This is a genomic window from Marinifilum caeruleilacunae (genome assembly GCF_013141825.1).
In the GTDB taxonomy this organism is placed as follows: Bacteria; Bacteroidota; Bacteroidia; order Bacteroidales; family Marinifilaceae; genus Marinifilum; species Marinifilum caeruleilacunae.
The window spans coordinates 24660-39331 of sequence record NZ_RZNH01000016.1 but is presented as its reverse complement, the minus strand read 5'-3'; the positions used below and the strand labels follow the sequence as shown (position 1 = coordinate 39331).

General features: G+C 37.0%; 14 protein-coding genes. 5 read left to right on the top strand and 9 right to left on the bottom strand.

From position 1 onward, the window contains the following. Positions 1–6: 6 nt before the first annotated feature. On the bottom strand, positions 7–648 hold the full coding sequence (locus ELS83_RS10910) for a hypothetical protein (RefSeq protein ID WP_171595608.1): 642 nt from the start codon (positions 646–648) through the stop codon (positions 7–9). Between the two features lie 89 nt (positions 649–737). Here ELS83_RS10910 and ELS83_RS10905 point away from each other — a divergent pair, with 89 nt between their 5' ends. Beyond that, complete coding sequence (locus tag ELS83_RS10905) at positions 738–2171, top strand: ATP-dependent DNA helicase (RefSeq protein ID WP_171595607.1); 1434 nt, start codon at positions 738–740, stop codon at positions 2169–2171. Here the strand turns inward: ELS83_RS10905 and ELS83_RS10900 are convergent. The 7 genes from ELS83_RS10900 to ELS83_RS10870 all read right to left on the bottom strand — a co-directional run bounded on the left by ELS83_RS10900 (position 2168) and on the right by ELS83_RS10870 (position 9973). Continuing rightward, positions 2168–3388, bottom strand: coding sequence for a PP2C family protein-serine/threonine phosphatase (locus ELS83_RS10900; protein ID WP_171595606.1), 1221 nt, complete (start codon positions 3386–3388; stop codon positions 2168–2170). The two genes, ELS83_RS10905 and ELS83_RS10900, sit on opposite strands and share 4 nt — an antisense overlap. Positions 3389–3433: 45 nt before the next feature. Next, positions 3434–5179 carry a phospho-sugar mutase gene (locus ELS83_RS10895; protein WP_171595605.1) on the bottom strand — a complete coding sequence of 582 codons (1746 nt, stop codon included), beginning with the start codon at positions 5177–5179 and terminating at the stop codon, positions 3434–3436. Positions 5180–5199: 20 nt separating this feature from the next. Then, complete coding sequence (gene rfbD, locus ELS83_RS10890) at positions 5200–6072, bottom strand: dTDP-4-dehydrorhamnose reductase (protein WP_171595604.1); 873 nt, start codon at positions 6070–6072, stop codon at positions 5200–5202. A 10-nt stretch (positions 6073–6082) separates the two neighbouring features. Further along, positions 6083–6643 (bottom strand): dTDP-4-dehydrorhamnose 3,5-epimerase, encoded by a 561-nt coding sequence (gene rfbC, locus ELS83_RS10885; RefSeq protein ID WP_171595603.1) that lies wholly within the window; start codon positions 6641–6643, stop codon positions 6083–6085. Between the two features lies 1 nt (position 6644). Then, the gene (gene rfbA, locus ELS83_RS10880) at positions 6645–7532 is read right to left on the bottom strand and encodes a glucose-1-phosphate thymidylyltransferase RfbA (protein ID WP_171595602.1); all 888 of its coding nucleotides are present in this window, start codon (positions 7530–7532) and stop codon (positions 6645–6647) included. 83 nt (positions 7533–7615) lie between these two features. Next, positions 7616–8563 (bottom strand): UDP-glucuronic acid decarboxylase family protein, encoded by a 948-nt coding sequence (locus ELS83_RS10875; protein WP_171595601.1) that lies wholly within the window; start codon positions 8561–8563, stop codon positions 7616–7618. Between the two features lie 60 nt (positions 8564–8623). After that, a complete protein-coding gene (locus ELS83_RS10870) occupies positions 8624–9973 on the bottom strand; it encodes a UDP-glucose dehydrogenase family protein (protein ID WP_171595600.1) in 1350 nt (449 codons plus the stop codon). A 449-nt stretch (positions 9974–10422) separates the two neighbouring features. Here ELS83_RS10870 and ELS83_RS10865 point away from each other — a divergent pair, with 449 nt between their 5' ends. Beyond that, positions 10423–10932 carry an RNA polymerase sigma factor gene (locus tag ELS83_RS10865; RefSeq protein ID WP_171595599.1) on the top strand — a complete coding sequence of 170 codons (510 nt, stop codon included), beginning with the start codon at positions 10423–10425 and terminating at the stop codon, positions 10930–10932. Then, the gene (locus ELS83_RS10860) at positions 10923–11534 is read left to right on the top strand and encodes a hypothetical protein (RefSeq protein ID WP_171595598.1); all 612 of its coding nucleotides are present in this window, start codon (positions 10923–10925) and stop codon (positions 11532–11534) included. Before ELS83_RS10865 ends, ELS83_RS10860 begins: the two co-directional genes overlap by 10 nt. A 67-nt stretch (positions 11535–11601) precedes the next feature. Here ELS83_RS10860 and ELS83_RS10855 read toward each other — a convergent pair whose 3' ends face one another. Continuing rightward, positions 11602–12174 (bottom strand): PhnA domain-containing protein, encoded by a 573-nt coding sequence (locus ELS83_RS10855; protein ID WP_171595597.1) that lies wholly within the window; start codon positions 12172–12174, stop codon positions 11602–11604. A 317-nt stretch (positions 12175–12491) separates the two neighbouring features. Here ELS83_RS10855 and rpsA point away from each other — a divergent pair, with 317 nt between their 5' ends. Both rpsA and ELS83_RS10845 read left to right on the top strand, forming a co-directional pair. Then, positions 12492–14297 carry a 30S ribosomal protein S1 gene (rpsA, locus tag ELS83_RS10850; protein ID WP_171595596.1) on the top strand — a complete coding sequence of 602 codons (1806 nt, stop codon included), beginning with the start codon at positions 12492–12494 and terminating at the stop codon, positions 14295–14297. Positions 14298–14311: 14 nt separating this feature from the next. After that, positions 14312–14671 carry an STAS domain-containing protein gene (locus ELS83_RS10845; protein ID WP_120240377.1) on the top strand — a complete coding sequence of 120 codons (360 nt, stop codon included), beginning with the start codon at positions 14312–14314 and terminating at the stop codon, positions 14669–14671. The last annotated feature ends 1 nt before the right edge of the window (position 14672 follow it).

The window sequence follows — 14672 nt, the reverse complement described above, 5'->3', positions numbered from 1 at the left end:
GTTTGTTTACTCCCAGTTACCTGCGTTGTTGTTCGCTTCTTCAAGTGAACCAACCATCAAACCAGGATATTTGTTCAAGCGAATACGGTTACCGTTTTCTTCTTTAATTTCTTCGCTGTACTCATCGTACACATCTTCAAAGATAATCATATTTGATACTCTAGCCTCAAAAACTTGTACTTTTACCTGAGATCCAGTTACGATAATACCAGCTCCTAATTTGAATTGGTGTTTACCGTTTGTGAAAGGAACATATCTTAAGTTTTCAATTGGATATTCTTTACCGAAAATAGTATCAAGTGCAGCAATCATAATGGTATCACGTACGATGAAACCTTTTTTTACAGCTTCTTTTTCAGTCATACCTGCTTCGTACTGCTCATCAGTTAATGTACCTTCCGACTTTACCAATGGCATTGAATCAGTTTTGATAAAATTGATCAAAGTATCGAAACTTCCTGTATACTTACCATGAACATCTTTATAAGCAACCTGCGCTTTACGAATATCTTTTAATTGTTTGATAATTCTATCTTGACGCTGCTTCTGAATTTTACCAAACTCTAGTGGCTTGTTAATACTTTGGTAGCTTAAATAAGCTAGTGCAACGATTGCTATAAAAAGTAAGATTTGAAAGACTTTTTTCATTTTTATTCTTATTAGTTTGTGTAAGTTTGTCTGCAAATTTAAAAAAAAAATCTATTTGGCTATTTTTATATCCATAAAATTTAACGGAAATGCTAAAAAATCATGTAGCTGAGAAGATCAAGGAACACCTTAAATTTGCTCCAACAAGCGATCAAACTAAGGCTATAGTTGGTTTAGCTGATTTTGTCACCCGAATAAAAAATCAAAGTATATTTTTGTTAAAAGGATATGCCGGAACCGGAAAAACAACTTTGGTGAGTGCTCTTACTTCAACTTTGAGCGATTTTAAGATCAAATCGGTGTTAATGGCACCAACAGGACGAGCTGCAAAAGTCTTATCTCAGTATGCAAAAAAGCCTGCTTTTACAATTCACAAAAAAATATATCGCCAAAAATCTCTTGCCGATGCTGATGCTGTTTTTGTAAAAGACAAAAATTTAAATGCAAATACGGTTTTTATTGTCGATGAGGCGTCGATGATTTCAAATTATTCTCCAGAAGCCTCTGTGTTTGGTTCTGGTTGTTTGTTGGATGACCTGATTGAGTATGTATATTCAGGAAAGAATTGTCGCTTGATACTGATTGGTGATTCTGCACAGTTGCCGCCGGTAGGTTTGGACATTAGTCCGGCCCTCGATCCTGAGGAACTTAGGGCTTGTTATCATTTTGATATCGAAGAAATGATATTAAAACAGGTGGTAAGGCAAAATGAGGAGTCGGGAATTCTCATGAATGCCACCGAACTTCGAAACATGTTGAGTAAGGATAAAGATGGTTACCCGATTTTAAGTACGCAACAATATCCCGATATCTATAAAATTGGTGGAGGAGAGTTAATAGAGGAGCTATCATCGGCACATTATAAATATGGTGTTGAAGATACGATTGTTATTAGTAGATCGAACAAAAGGGCAAATCGTTTTAACCAAGGAATTCGAAACACGGTAATGTATCGTGAAGAGGAAATCTCTGCAGGCGATTTATTAATGGTAGTTAAGAACAATTACTTTTGGGCTCATGATATCGAAAATATGGATTTTATTGCCAATGGTGATATTGTTGAGATTGTGAAAATTCGCAAGCATATTAATCTGTATGGCTACAGATATGCCGAGGTTACGGTTCGTTTTCCGGATTACAATGATGTGGAGTTGGATACCATGATCATGCTTGACACTTTGGACATAGAAACAGCCTCGTTGGGATATGAAGAGACCAAAAATCTATTTTTTACCATTGCTGAAGATTATGCCGATATCAGGGCAAAGAAAAAACGATATGAGAAGGTTAGAGACAATAAATTCTTTAATGCATTGCAAGTTAAGTTTGCCTATGCTGTGACCTGTCACAAAGCGCAGGGTGGACAATGGAAAGCTGTTTTTGTTGACCAGGGATATTTAACCGATGAATTGCTAAATCGTGAATACTACCGATGGTTGTATACAGCTTTAACCCGTGCTACCGAAAAGTTGTACCTTGTTAATTTCAAGAAAGAGTTTTTTCCAGACGAACCAGAGTTTTAAAGTTCAATACCAACCACCAATATGTCGTCGGTTTGCTCGTTGCTGTTTTTCCATTTCTCAAGCCAGCTGAAGATGTCTGATTTCTGAAGGTTTATAGATTTATTCTGGATTTCAAGTAATTTTTCGAAGAATTGTTTTCTTTTCAATCTTTTTTGCTGATCGCCTCCCAATTGATCGGTGATGCCATCGCTGTAAAGGAAGATTCGGTCGCCAGTTTGAAATTTAATTTTATTCACGGTAAACTCTACGAATTCCGATTCTTTTCCAATTGAATTTCTATCGCCTGCAATTTCAAATAATGAATATTTATCATTGCCCATTTTTGCTTCGGTGTCTTCATTATTGACGATAAGTTGAGTGTTATTTTCCCTGATCAGCACAAGCGATCTTTTTGCACCAACATATTCCAGTATATTTTCCTGCGGGTAGATAGAACAGAAAATGCCATCCATTCCATCGTATTGTGTATAGGTATCGCCCGAAGTATTTAGGATGCGGCTAAATTTTCTGCTTAGTAAAGGGAAAATTTGATCGGCTTGAACTTCGTTTCCATTCTGCGATAACGTATGCAATTCCATTTGCCCCATAACGGTTAGCATTGCAGCTGGAACTCCATGTCCCGTACAATCGAAAACACCAATGCTATTTTTGTGGAAGTTTTGTTGTATCCAATAAAAATCGCCTCCAATTACATGTTTGGGAAGGTTAATGATAAAGGATTTTGGGTATAGTCTTCTGAAATGCTCGGCATCAGGTAGGATAGAGCGCTGTATACGTTGCGCATGAATCATGCCCTGGTGAATGTCGTAATAAGACTTGTATTTGGTAATTTCCTGCTTTTGCTCATTAATTTGAAAAGCAATCAGTACTTTGGTTTGCAGTTCGGTAAAATCGATCGGCTTTTTAACGTAGTCTTGAGCCCCAAGGCTTAAAGTTGCCTTGATACTCTCCATTTCTGTTTTCGCCGTAACCATGATTACGGGAATTTCCTTAAGCCTATCGCTTGCCTGAATGCGTTCAAGAACCTCTATTCCATCCATAACAGGCATCATGATATCCAATAATATTACATCAGGAATATTGCCTTCGAGCCAATCAAGAGCCTGCTGTCCGCTTTCCTTTGATATTACTTCATAATCACGTCTAAAATATGCCTCAATCAACTTATTGTTGATCGGAGAGTCGTCAACAGAAAGAATAGTTTTCTTGGTGTCCATAAATAAAAATAAGTGTAGGGTAGCAGTAACGCTACCCTAAAAATATTAGTTTAATTTCAAAGAATCGATAATTCCTTCAACTTTTTTATTTGCTTTTTCTTCAGTAGCATAAAATTCTTCAAGAGAAGGCAAGTCTTCGCGTACTTCGAAATAGTATTTAATTTTCGGTTCAGTTCCCGATGGACGTACTGATATTTTTGTTCCATCCTCCAGGTAAATCTGAAGAACATCCGCAGTGGTTTCAAAATCAAGATCGGTAGCTTCTCCCGTAATCGGATTTGTGGCTTTTCTTGTGGTGTAATCTTTTACCAAAACTACTGGCGATCCATTAATTTCTTTTGGCGTATTGTATCGGTAATCGTGCATCATTTGCGCAATTTCCTGAGATCCTTGTAAGCCTTCACGTACAATGTAAATCATTTTCTCTTTAGAGAATCCATATTCAATATAGATTTCCTTTAGGATATCGAAAAGATTTTTGCCCTGGTCTTTAGCCCATGCTGCAATCTCTGCCATTACACTACATGCCGAAACTGCATCTTTATCGCGGGTAAAATCACCTGGCATATAACCAAAGGACTCTTCGCCGCCGCCTACGTAGTTTTTATCTGGATTTTTGCGCATCACATCAGCAATCCATTTAAAACCAGTGTATGCATCGAAACATTCTACATTGTTTTTCTCTGCTACATCCTTAAATAATTCGGTAGTTACAATTGTCTTAACTACGTAATCATTTCCGGTTAGTAAGCCTAACTCTCTTCTTCTTTTAATCAGGTAATAGGTGAAAATAAGAGCGGTTTGGTTTCCGTTAATAATTTCCCATTCTCCTTTGTCGTTTTTCACTGATATTCCCAATCTATCACCATCAGGGTCGCAAGCCATTACCAAATCAGCATCAATTTCGTCGGCTTTATCTACTGCCATTTTTAATGCTTCTGGTTCTTCTGGGTTTGCCGACCAAACGGTTGGGAAGTTTCCATCAACAACATCTTGTTCTGGAATGTGAATTACATTTTCGAATCCAAAATTAGCAAGTGAATCTGGAACCAATTTTACAGTCGTACCATGAAGAGGAGTAAATACAATTTTTAAATCTTTTTGGTTCTGAATTGCTTCAGGAGAAAGACTTAAGGTTTTTACTGTATCCAGGTAAAGTTTATCCATATCAGCACCCAAGACTTCGATTAAATCTGGATTTCCTTCAAATTTAATGTCTTCAACTTTAACTGCTTTAACCTCGTTAATTACATTTTTATCGTGTGGAGGCACCAATTGAGATCCATCTTCCCAATATGCCTTGTATCCATTATATTCTTTTGGATTGTGTGATGCTGTAATGATAACACCCGACTGGCAACCTAAATGACGGATGGCAAATGACATTTCCGGTGTTGGGCGTAAATCTTCAAAAATATATGCCTTAATGCCGTTGGCCGAGAAAATGTTGGCTACGGTATCTGAAAATAATTTACTGTTGTTACGGCAATCATATCCTATACAAACAGAAATTTGTTCTTTTTCTGGGAAGGATTTGTTTAAGTAGTTCGCCAATCCCTGGGTTGCAGCCCCAACAGTATAAATATTCATACGGTTGGTTCCCGGACCCATTTTTCCTCTTAATCCACCTGTGCCGAATTCCAAATCTTTGTAAAAAGAATCGATTAGGGCAGTTTTATCATCCTGTTCAAGTAATTCTTTCACAGCATCTTTAGTTGCCTGATCGTAATTCCCTACCAGCCACTTGTTGGCTACTTCAATTACATTGTCTAAAATTTCCGTTTTGTCCATTTTCGAAAAAATTTCTTTGGTTAACTTTTTATTCGATTGATACAATGTGATATTCTCCCCCTCCAATGTGGAATATCGAGTCCAAAAATATGTTTAATTTTTGATTTATTCAAGACGCTATAGTGAGGTCTTTTGGCTAAAGTTTTAAAGCTCTCGCTATCAGTGCTTTTGGTTTTGCAATTGTTGCCAAAAATGATTTGGATTTCTGTAGCGAAATCGAACCAGCTACATACGCCATCGTTTGAGTAATGGTAAACTCCAAATTCTTTAAAATTTTTGTCGTTTTCCAATCTGCGAATGATTTTCAGGATGCTTTTGGCTAAATCGTGAGCATAAGTAGGTGTTCCAACCTGGTCGCTAACTACATGCAGTTCTTCTCTTTCTTTGCCAAGTTTAATCATGGTTTTCAGAAAGTTCTGTCCAAATGGAGAGTACAACCACGATGTTCTGATGGTAATGTGCTTTGGGCAGATTTCTCTCAGGTAGTTTTCTCCTTTTAATTTTGTCTTTCCATATACACTTCCAGGTGAAGTTTCGTCATCTTCGTTGTAGGGTTTAAATCCTTTTCCAGAGAACACATAATCGGTAGAAATTTGTATTGGAATGATTTGATAATGTGCCGAAATTTCAGCGATGTTTTTAACTGCTTTGGCATTTAGTTGTTCGGCTATATCAACATTTTCTTCTGCTCCATCCACATTGGTGTATGCTGCACAATTGATCAGGTAGTTTACCTTGTGCTTTTCAACGAATTGAATGATCTCGTCCAAAGAGGTAATGTCCAATTCCTCAATATCTGTAAAAATAAATTTGAACTCAGGATAAAGGGTGGTAAGTTCCCTAATTTCTGATCCCAATTGTCCATTGCTTCCGGTTACTAAAATGCTTGTCATGTGGGACGAATTATTTTCCAAATTTGAAATTTTTCTCTACATCTTTAAAGTTAGGGAGAACTTTATCCTTTGGCGATATAATCGCACTTTTCGGATCGATTCTCCAATCAATATTTAGTTCCGGATCATTAAAGTTCAAGCCTCTTTCTGCTTCGGGATGGTAAAGATTGTCGCATTTGTATACAAAAGTTGCTGTTTCGCTCAGAACTGAAAAGCCATGAGCAAAACCTCTTGGAATCAGAAACTGAATTTTGTTTTCAGCCGAAAGCTCAATTCCTCTCCACTTTCCATAGGTGGGTGATCCTTCACGCAGATCCACCGCCACATCAAATACTTTTCCTTCAATTACACGAACCAATTTTGTTTGTGAATAAGGGGCCAGTTGGTAATGCAATCCTCTTATGACTCCATAACCTGATTTTGACTCATTATCCTGTACGAAATTCAAGTCGAGTCCATGTTTTAGAAATTCTCGTTGGTTGTAGCTCTCTAAAAAATAACCCCGCTCGTCTTCGAAAACTTTGGGTTGTATGATGAGTAAATCAGGTATTTCAGTTTTGATAATTTCCATTCTAATTCTCTCGTCGTGTGATTGTTTCGTTTGCAATGTTTACCAAATACTCTCCGTAAGTATTTTTCAATAGAGGTTGGGCAAGTTCCAACAACTGATCCTTATTAATAAAACCATTTCTGAAAGCAATTTCTTCAATGCAGGCAACTTTTAAGCCTTGTCGTTGCTCAATTGTTGCAATAAAATTCGAGGCTTGTAACATGCTTTCATGTGTTCCTGTATCGAGCCATGCCATTCCTCGCCCAAGTACCCTTAGCTTTAATTTGTCTTCCTGCAAATAGATTTGATTCAAATCGGTAATTTCCAGCTCTCCACGTTTCGAGGGTTGTAAGGATTTTGCTTTTTCAACTACCGTGTTATCGTAGAAATACAAACCTGTTACGGCATAGTTCGACTTGGGATTGACAGGCTTTTCTTCAATACTTCGTACCAGGCCATTTTCGTCGAACTCTGCTACGCCATATCGTTCCGGATCGTTAACATGATACCCAAACACTAGTGCGCCATCGGTCAGTTTTGCCGATTCTTCCAATTGTTTACTAAACTCATAACCATAGTACAGGTTATCTCCAAGTATCATGCATACCGGACTATCGCCAATAAATTCTTCGCCAATGATAAAGGCTTGGGCTAATCCGTCGGGAGAAGGTTGTTCTGCGTAGGAAATTTCGAGACCATACTGACTGCCGTCTTCGAATAAGTCTTTGTAAAGCGGAAGATCCTTTGGGGTTGAAATGATCAGGATTTCTTTGATGCCAGCAAGCATTAAAACCGATAGTGGATAGTAGATCATCGGTTTGTCGTAAATCGGGATGATTTGTTTTGAAATGCTTTTTGTGATGGGATAGAGACGTGTGCCAGATCCTCCGGCTAATATGATTCCTTTCATTATCGTTAAATTACCAGTAGTTATGAAGAGTTCGTGAACTAAATATCAAAAATATGATAGATTTAATTCACGAACAACTTATTTTATTTTTGATTTTTCAATAATGTATCAAAATAAGAAATTGTCTTCAATAATCCTTCTTGTAATTGAACTTTTGGTTCCCAGTTGTTAAGTTCTTTTTTTGCCAGGCTAATATTTGGCTGCCTTTGGGTTGGATCGTCTTGTGGAAGTGGAAGATTAATAATTTTTGATTTTGAATTGGTTAATTCGATCACATTTTGAGCCAATTCAAGAATGGTAAATTCATTAGGGTTACCAATGTTTACTGGTCCTGTAAAACCATGTTGGGTTTTCATCATTCTTGATATTCCTTCTATCAAATCATCCACATACTGGAAACTTCTGGTTTGAGATCCATCTCCAAAAATGGTAATGTCTTCGTTTTGTAATGCTTGTACAATAAAATTGGAAACGACACGACCATCGTCAGGATTCATGTTTGGACCATAAGTATTGAAAATTCGAATGATCTTGATATCAACATTATTTTGGTTGTGATAATCCATAAACAAGGTTTCGGCACAGCGTTTTCCTTCATCATAGCAAGAACGTATACCAATAGGATTTACATTCCCCCAATAATCTTCAGTTTGTGGGTGAATTTCTGGATCGCCATATACTTCACTGGTGGAAGCTTGCAGGATTCTGGCTTTCACGCGTTTGGCCAATCCAAGCATGTTAATGGCACCCATTACCGAAGTTTTAATGGTTTTTATTGGGTTGTATTGATAATGTACAGGTGAGGCCGGACATGCCATATTGTAAATTTCATCTACTTCGGCAAAGTATGGAGCGGTAACATCATGTCTTACCAACTCGAAATACGGATTGTCAAGCAGGTGAGCAATGTTTGTTTTAGCACCAGTAAAATAATTGTCCAGACATATAACATCGTTTCCTTCGTTTAGAAGGCGCTCGCAAAGGTGAGATCCAATAAAACCTGCACCTCCGGTAACTAGTACTCTTTTCATGTGTGTATAGTTAAATTCCTCCCAATAAAAATCAGGAGGAATTGAAGTTTGAATCAAAAATTATTTTGCTAGAACTTTTTGGTCAATGCCAACAACTTCTCTACCTATAGAGTAATAGATGTATTCGTTATCTATCATATCTTCCATATCGTAAATGTTTCGACCATCGAAGATAATCTTGTTTTTCAGAAGTTTTTCCATCACGCGGAAGTTAGGAACTTTGAATTCGTTCCATTCCGTGATTACAATCAATGCATCGGCATCAATCAATGCCTCGTACTGATCTTTTGCATATTGAATTGAATCTCCAATTCTTCTTTCACATTCTTCCATTGCTACTGGATCGTAGGCTACAACTTCTGCGCCCTCTTTAAGCAATTTATCAATTACAACCAGAGCAGGAGCTTCGCGCATATCGTCGGTATTTGGTTTAAAGGAAAGTCCCCAAATACCAAATTTTTTGCCTTTCAAATCACCATCGAAATGTGCCATAACCTTTCGGTATAAGATGCTCTTTTGTCTGTTGTTTACAAACTCTACCGACTTCAAAATTTCAAGTGGATGCCCTTCTTGCTCCGAAGTTTTTACCAAAGCCTGAACATCTTTAGGGAAACAAGATCCACCATAACCAGTACCAGGATAGATGAATTTATTTCCAATTCTGGAATCAGAACCAATACCTCTTCTTACATTGTTTACATCGGCACCAACAATTTCACACAAGTTGGCGATATCGTTCATGAAAGATATTTTGGTTGCCAGCATCGAGTTGGCGGCATATTTAGTCATTTCTGCTGATGGAATATCCATGAAAATAACCGGGTGGTTATTCAGCAAGAATGGCTTGTATAATCTTTTCATTACTTTTTGAGCCTTTTCCGACTCGGTTCCAATCACAACTCGATCCGGTTTTAGGAAATCGTCAATTGCAGCCCCCTCTTTCAGGAATTCAGGGTTTGAAGCCACATCGAATGTGAGATCTGAATTTCGCTTGTCCAGTTCCTCCTGAATTGCAGCTTTAACCTTTTTAGCTGTTCCAATTGGTACAGTACTTTTGGTCACAACAACCATATAGTGTTGCATGTGTTTACCAATTTCTCTTGCCACACCAATTACATACTGCAGGTCTGCACTTCCATCTTCATCAGGAGGAGTACCTACGGCAATAAATACAGCATCAGCTTCGCCAAGACAATCTTTAAGGCTTGTTGAGAAGAATAAGCGGCCTTTTTCCATATTTCGCTTCACCATTGGCTCTAAACCTGGTTCGTAAATAGGAATAATACCTTTGTTTAGGTTGTCGATTTTCTTCTGATCAACGTCAACGCACGTAACGTTAATACCAGTTTCTGCAAAACAGGTTCCTGAAACAAGACCTACGTAACCTGTACCAACAATAGTAATGTTCATATAGATAGCTTTTTAAGTGATTGTTTGCGGATTAAGTTTTCTATCCGTAAAATAAAACAAAATAAATTTAAGTAACGTCGTTTGAAAGCACCATTTTCAGCTCTCTTTCGGCTAATGTTAATTTAATACGGGACTTTCCTTGTTTTGTTATATTTTCAATGCTAATTGTATAAATAATAACAAAAAAAATAAAGCCTGTTGTCAGAATGAAGCTTATCGTATTAATGTGAATAGTGAAAAGTGTAGAGATTAAAAATAGCGAGAACGCCATGTAGAATTGATTTTTAATTTACATTCGGGTTCTGCCATTTTTGTCATTTTTTGCTTTTTTTTGTTTTGCAAAACTTCTGAAAGACAGTTGTACTGCTCGCTTGTGTGAAAAATAAATTCAATTATCTGTGATAATTATGATTCTTCTGATAATAATGAGGTGAATCAAAAAAATCGTAATGGGAAATAAACAATTTGTTGAAATCATTCGAAACCATCAGAAAATGATTTTTAAAATCTGTAATGTCTATTGTCAAGATCCGGTTTTAAGAAAAGATCTGGAACAAGAGGTGTTGATTCAGATTTGGCAATCGCTAAAGAAATTTGATGGACGCGTTAAATTATCGACCTGGATTTATAAAGTGGTATTAAATACCGCAATTGCATTCTATAGAAATGATAATAAATCGAAAACAGGAAAAGTGGACTTGGATGTTTCTGTGATTTCGCTTCCCGATTTTGATGATGATTCGTTGCATAACGAGAAAATGCGATTGTTATATCGGTTTATAGGAGAATTAAATGAAATAGACAAGGCCTTGATTTTATTGTATCTAGATGGAAATCGATATAAAAATATTGCTGAAATACTCGGGATTAGTGAGTCGAATGTAGCTACTAAAATCAACAGGATTAAAACATCCTTAAAGAAGAAAGTAAGTAAACAAAAAGAATTGTCATGGAATTAGATGAATTAAAGAGCCTTTGGGAAGAACAGGATAAGAAACTTGAAGCAAACTTAAAACTTAATGAAGATTTATTGAAAAAGAGGAATCTGGATCGATCGAAAGGAGAGTTGCAGAAGCCTATGATTTATGAAATTTTTAACTCTACCATGCTAGTCGTACTGTTGATTGTATTTGGTAGTTTTATTTTTAAGGAAAAAGATAATGCTTATCAATTGATCGCAGGTTTGTGCAGTGTTCTGTTAAGTGTGATGTATTTGGTGTTTTCGATGTCGAAAATTGCTGCATTTCAGAAAGTCGACTGTTATCATTTAAGTGTTGTGCAATTGCAAATGCGATTGGAAAAACTGAAACGTGTGATTTTGAGATATAGGAAGGTTGAGCTTATCTTGACTCCGTTGTTTATCGTTGTCATTCTACCGGTTTTTTCAAAATTATTAACTGGAGTAGATGTGTTTCAAAAAATAAATTCTTTGGTGGCACCATTTGTTGTGGGTTTGTTGGTGGCCATACCTGTAATGATTTATATCAACAGAAATCTTTACGATAAAAAATTGGAAAATACGAGAAGGTTTCTTGCTGAAATAGAAGAGCTTGAAAAATAAAATTGGACAAAAAACAGGAACGCTAAAAAAGTGTTCCTGTTTTTATTCTAGGCCTATGGCTTAGATATTAGATCTTTTTAATCCATTTTGTTAGGATGTAGATTTGTTGTCCTTCTACGCGTCCTTCGATGTGGGTAGGATCGTCTGCAACCAATGAGATTCTTCGAACTGCAGTACCACGTTTGGCAGTGAAACCCGCACCCGAAACTTTAAGGTCTTTGATCAAAACTACACTGTCGCCAGGCTGCAACTCAACACCATTGCTGTCTACATGTTTTACTTTGTCTTCGTCATCTTCTCCTTCGCCTGTGGCTTGTGCCCATGTCATGGTTTCTTCGTCCAGATAAAGCATGTCTAGTAAATCTTGCGGCCATCCTTCAGCTTTAAGGCGATTAAGCATTCTCCATGCCATTACCTGTACTGCAGGGACAGTGCTCCACATACTATCGTTTAAACAGCGCCAGTGGTTGGCATCCATCTTTTCTTTATCCTCTATTTGCTCTTGGCATGTGCTGCAAACCAAAATGTGTTGGTCTACTGTTCCATTTGATGGTGCTACTTCGTATGGTTTTAGGCCTTCGCTGGCAGCGCACAATTCACAAACCGAAGAGCGTTTTTGTAGTTCTCTATCTAAACTCATTGTAATTTGATTATTCTTCGAAATTTGCTGCAAAGGTAAGCCAGAAATGAAATTATGCCAGTTTATTTCTAAAATTGTTTTTGTAAGAATTGGTGTAAAATGATTACAAATTGAGATAAAAATCATCATTCATCATTTGTAAATTTTAATTTAAGTACAGGATTCTAAATAGCTCAATTTCCCTCTAAGTGTATGTTTTATTGCATAATTTTGCGAAAAAATTGTCGTAACTTGTATGTTCTTCCGGAATAATTTATACTTTTGCACGGAATTTTATATATAATGTCTAATTTATTAGTAAATCAGTAGTTTAACACATGGTTGAAGAAAACAAAAAAGTTGACAATTCTGCTCCAGATGCAGAATTTGATTGGGATGCTTTCACTAACGAAGAGGGTTTTGGTGGTGAAAAGAGAACCGAATTAGAAGCAATGTATGATAAAACTTTATCTACAGTTGCTGAAAAAGAAGTAATTGACGGTACAGTTATTTCTTTAAACAAAAGAGAAGTTGTAATCAATATTGGTTACAAATCAGATGGTATCGTAAGTTTAAATGAATTCCGTTACAATCCAGAATTAACGGTTGGCGATACTGTAGAGGTTTACGTTGAGTCTCAAGAAGACAAAAAAGGACAGTTAGTTCTTTCTCACAAAAAAGCTCGCGCATTACGTTCATGGGATAGAGTAAATTCTGCTCTTGAAAATGATGAAATTATCAAAGGTTACATCAAATGTCGTACAAAAGGTGGTATGATCGTTGACGTATTCGGAATCGAGGCGTTCTTGCCAGGTTCACAGATCGACGTTAAGCCAATCCGTGATTACGATGTATACGTTGGTAAAACTATGGAATTCAAAGTTGTTAAAATCAACCACGAATTCAAAAACGTTGTTGTTTCTCACAAAGCTCTTATCGAAGCTGAACTTGAACAACAGAAGAAAGAAATTATTGCTAAGCTTGAAAAAGGTCAGGTACTTGAAGGAACTGTTAAGAACATCACTTCGTACGGTGTATTCATCGACTTGGGTGGAGTTGACGGTTTGATTCACATTACAGATCTTTCTTGGGGTAGAGTAACTCACCCAAGCGAAATTGTTGAGCTTGATCAGAAATTGAACGTTGTAATCCTTGACTTCGATGACGATAAGAAACGTATCGCTTTAGGTCTTAAGCAACTTACTCCACACCCATGGGATGCTCTTGATGCAGAGTTGAAAGTAGGTGATACTGTTAAAGGTAAGGTAGTTGTAATGGCTGATTACGGTGCATTCGTTGAAATCGCTACTGGTGTTGAAGGTTTGATTCACGTTTCTGAAATGTCTTGGTCACAGCACCTAAGATCTGCTCAGGATTTCATGAAAGTTGGAGACGAAGTAGAAGCTCAAATCTTAACTTTGGATCGCGAAGAGAGAAAAATGTCTCTTGGTATCAAGCAATTGAAAGCTGATCCATGGGCTGAGATTGACACTAAATATGCTGTTAACTCTAAGCACACTGCTAAAGTTCGTAACTTCACTAACTTCGGTGTATTCGTAGAAATCGAAGAAGGTGTTGACGGATTGATCCACATCTCAGATCTTTCTTGGACTAAGAAAGTGAAGCACCCAGCTGAATTCACTCAAATTGGTGCTGAAATTGAAGTAGTAGTTCTTGAAATCGACAAGGACAATAGAAGATTAAGCTTAGGTCACAAACAATTGGAAGAAAATCCATGGGATGTGTTCGAATCAATCTTCACTACTGATTCTATCCACGAAGGTACTATCGTAGAAGTATTCGAAAAAGGAGCTGTTATTGCTCTTCCTTACGGTGTTGAAGGATTCGCTACTCCACGTCACCTTGTGAAAGAAGATGGTGCTCAGGCTAAAGTTGAAGAGAAATTACAATTCAAAGTAATTGAGTTCTCTAAAGCTGCTAAGAGAATTATCCTTTCACACTCAAGAACTTTCGAAGATGTGAAGAAGGCAGAAGAGACTGCTGCGAAAAAAGAAGCTGCTAAATCAACGAAAAAAGGTGTTAAAAAGGTGAAAGATTCACTAGAAAAGACTACCTTAGGTGATATATCAGAATTAGCTGCTCTTAAATCGCAATTAGAAGGCGGTAAAGATGCTGAAAAATAAAAAATAAGGTAACTATGGACTTCAAGATTGACAAGAAAGATGGATATACTTTAGTGCAGGTATTGAAAGACAAACTGGATACTCACATTGCTCCTGCTTTAAAATCAGAATTGGTTTTAATTTCTGGAAACGGTGAGAAAAACATCCTTTTAGACTTAACTCCTTGTACATATTGTGATTCCTCTGGTCTTAGTGCAATTCTTGTAGCGAATAGGTTGTGTAAAAATGCAAACGGAACATTTGTTCTGTATGGCTTGCAGCCTGCTGTTGAAAGATTAGTTTCCATTTCGCAGTTGGATTCAGTTCTAAATATTGCTTACAATATGGACGAAGCTGTTTCTACTATGAAAGCTCAAATTGAATTAAATAAGTAAT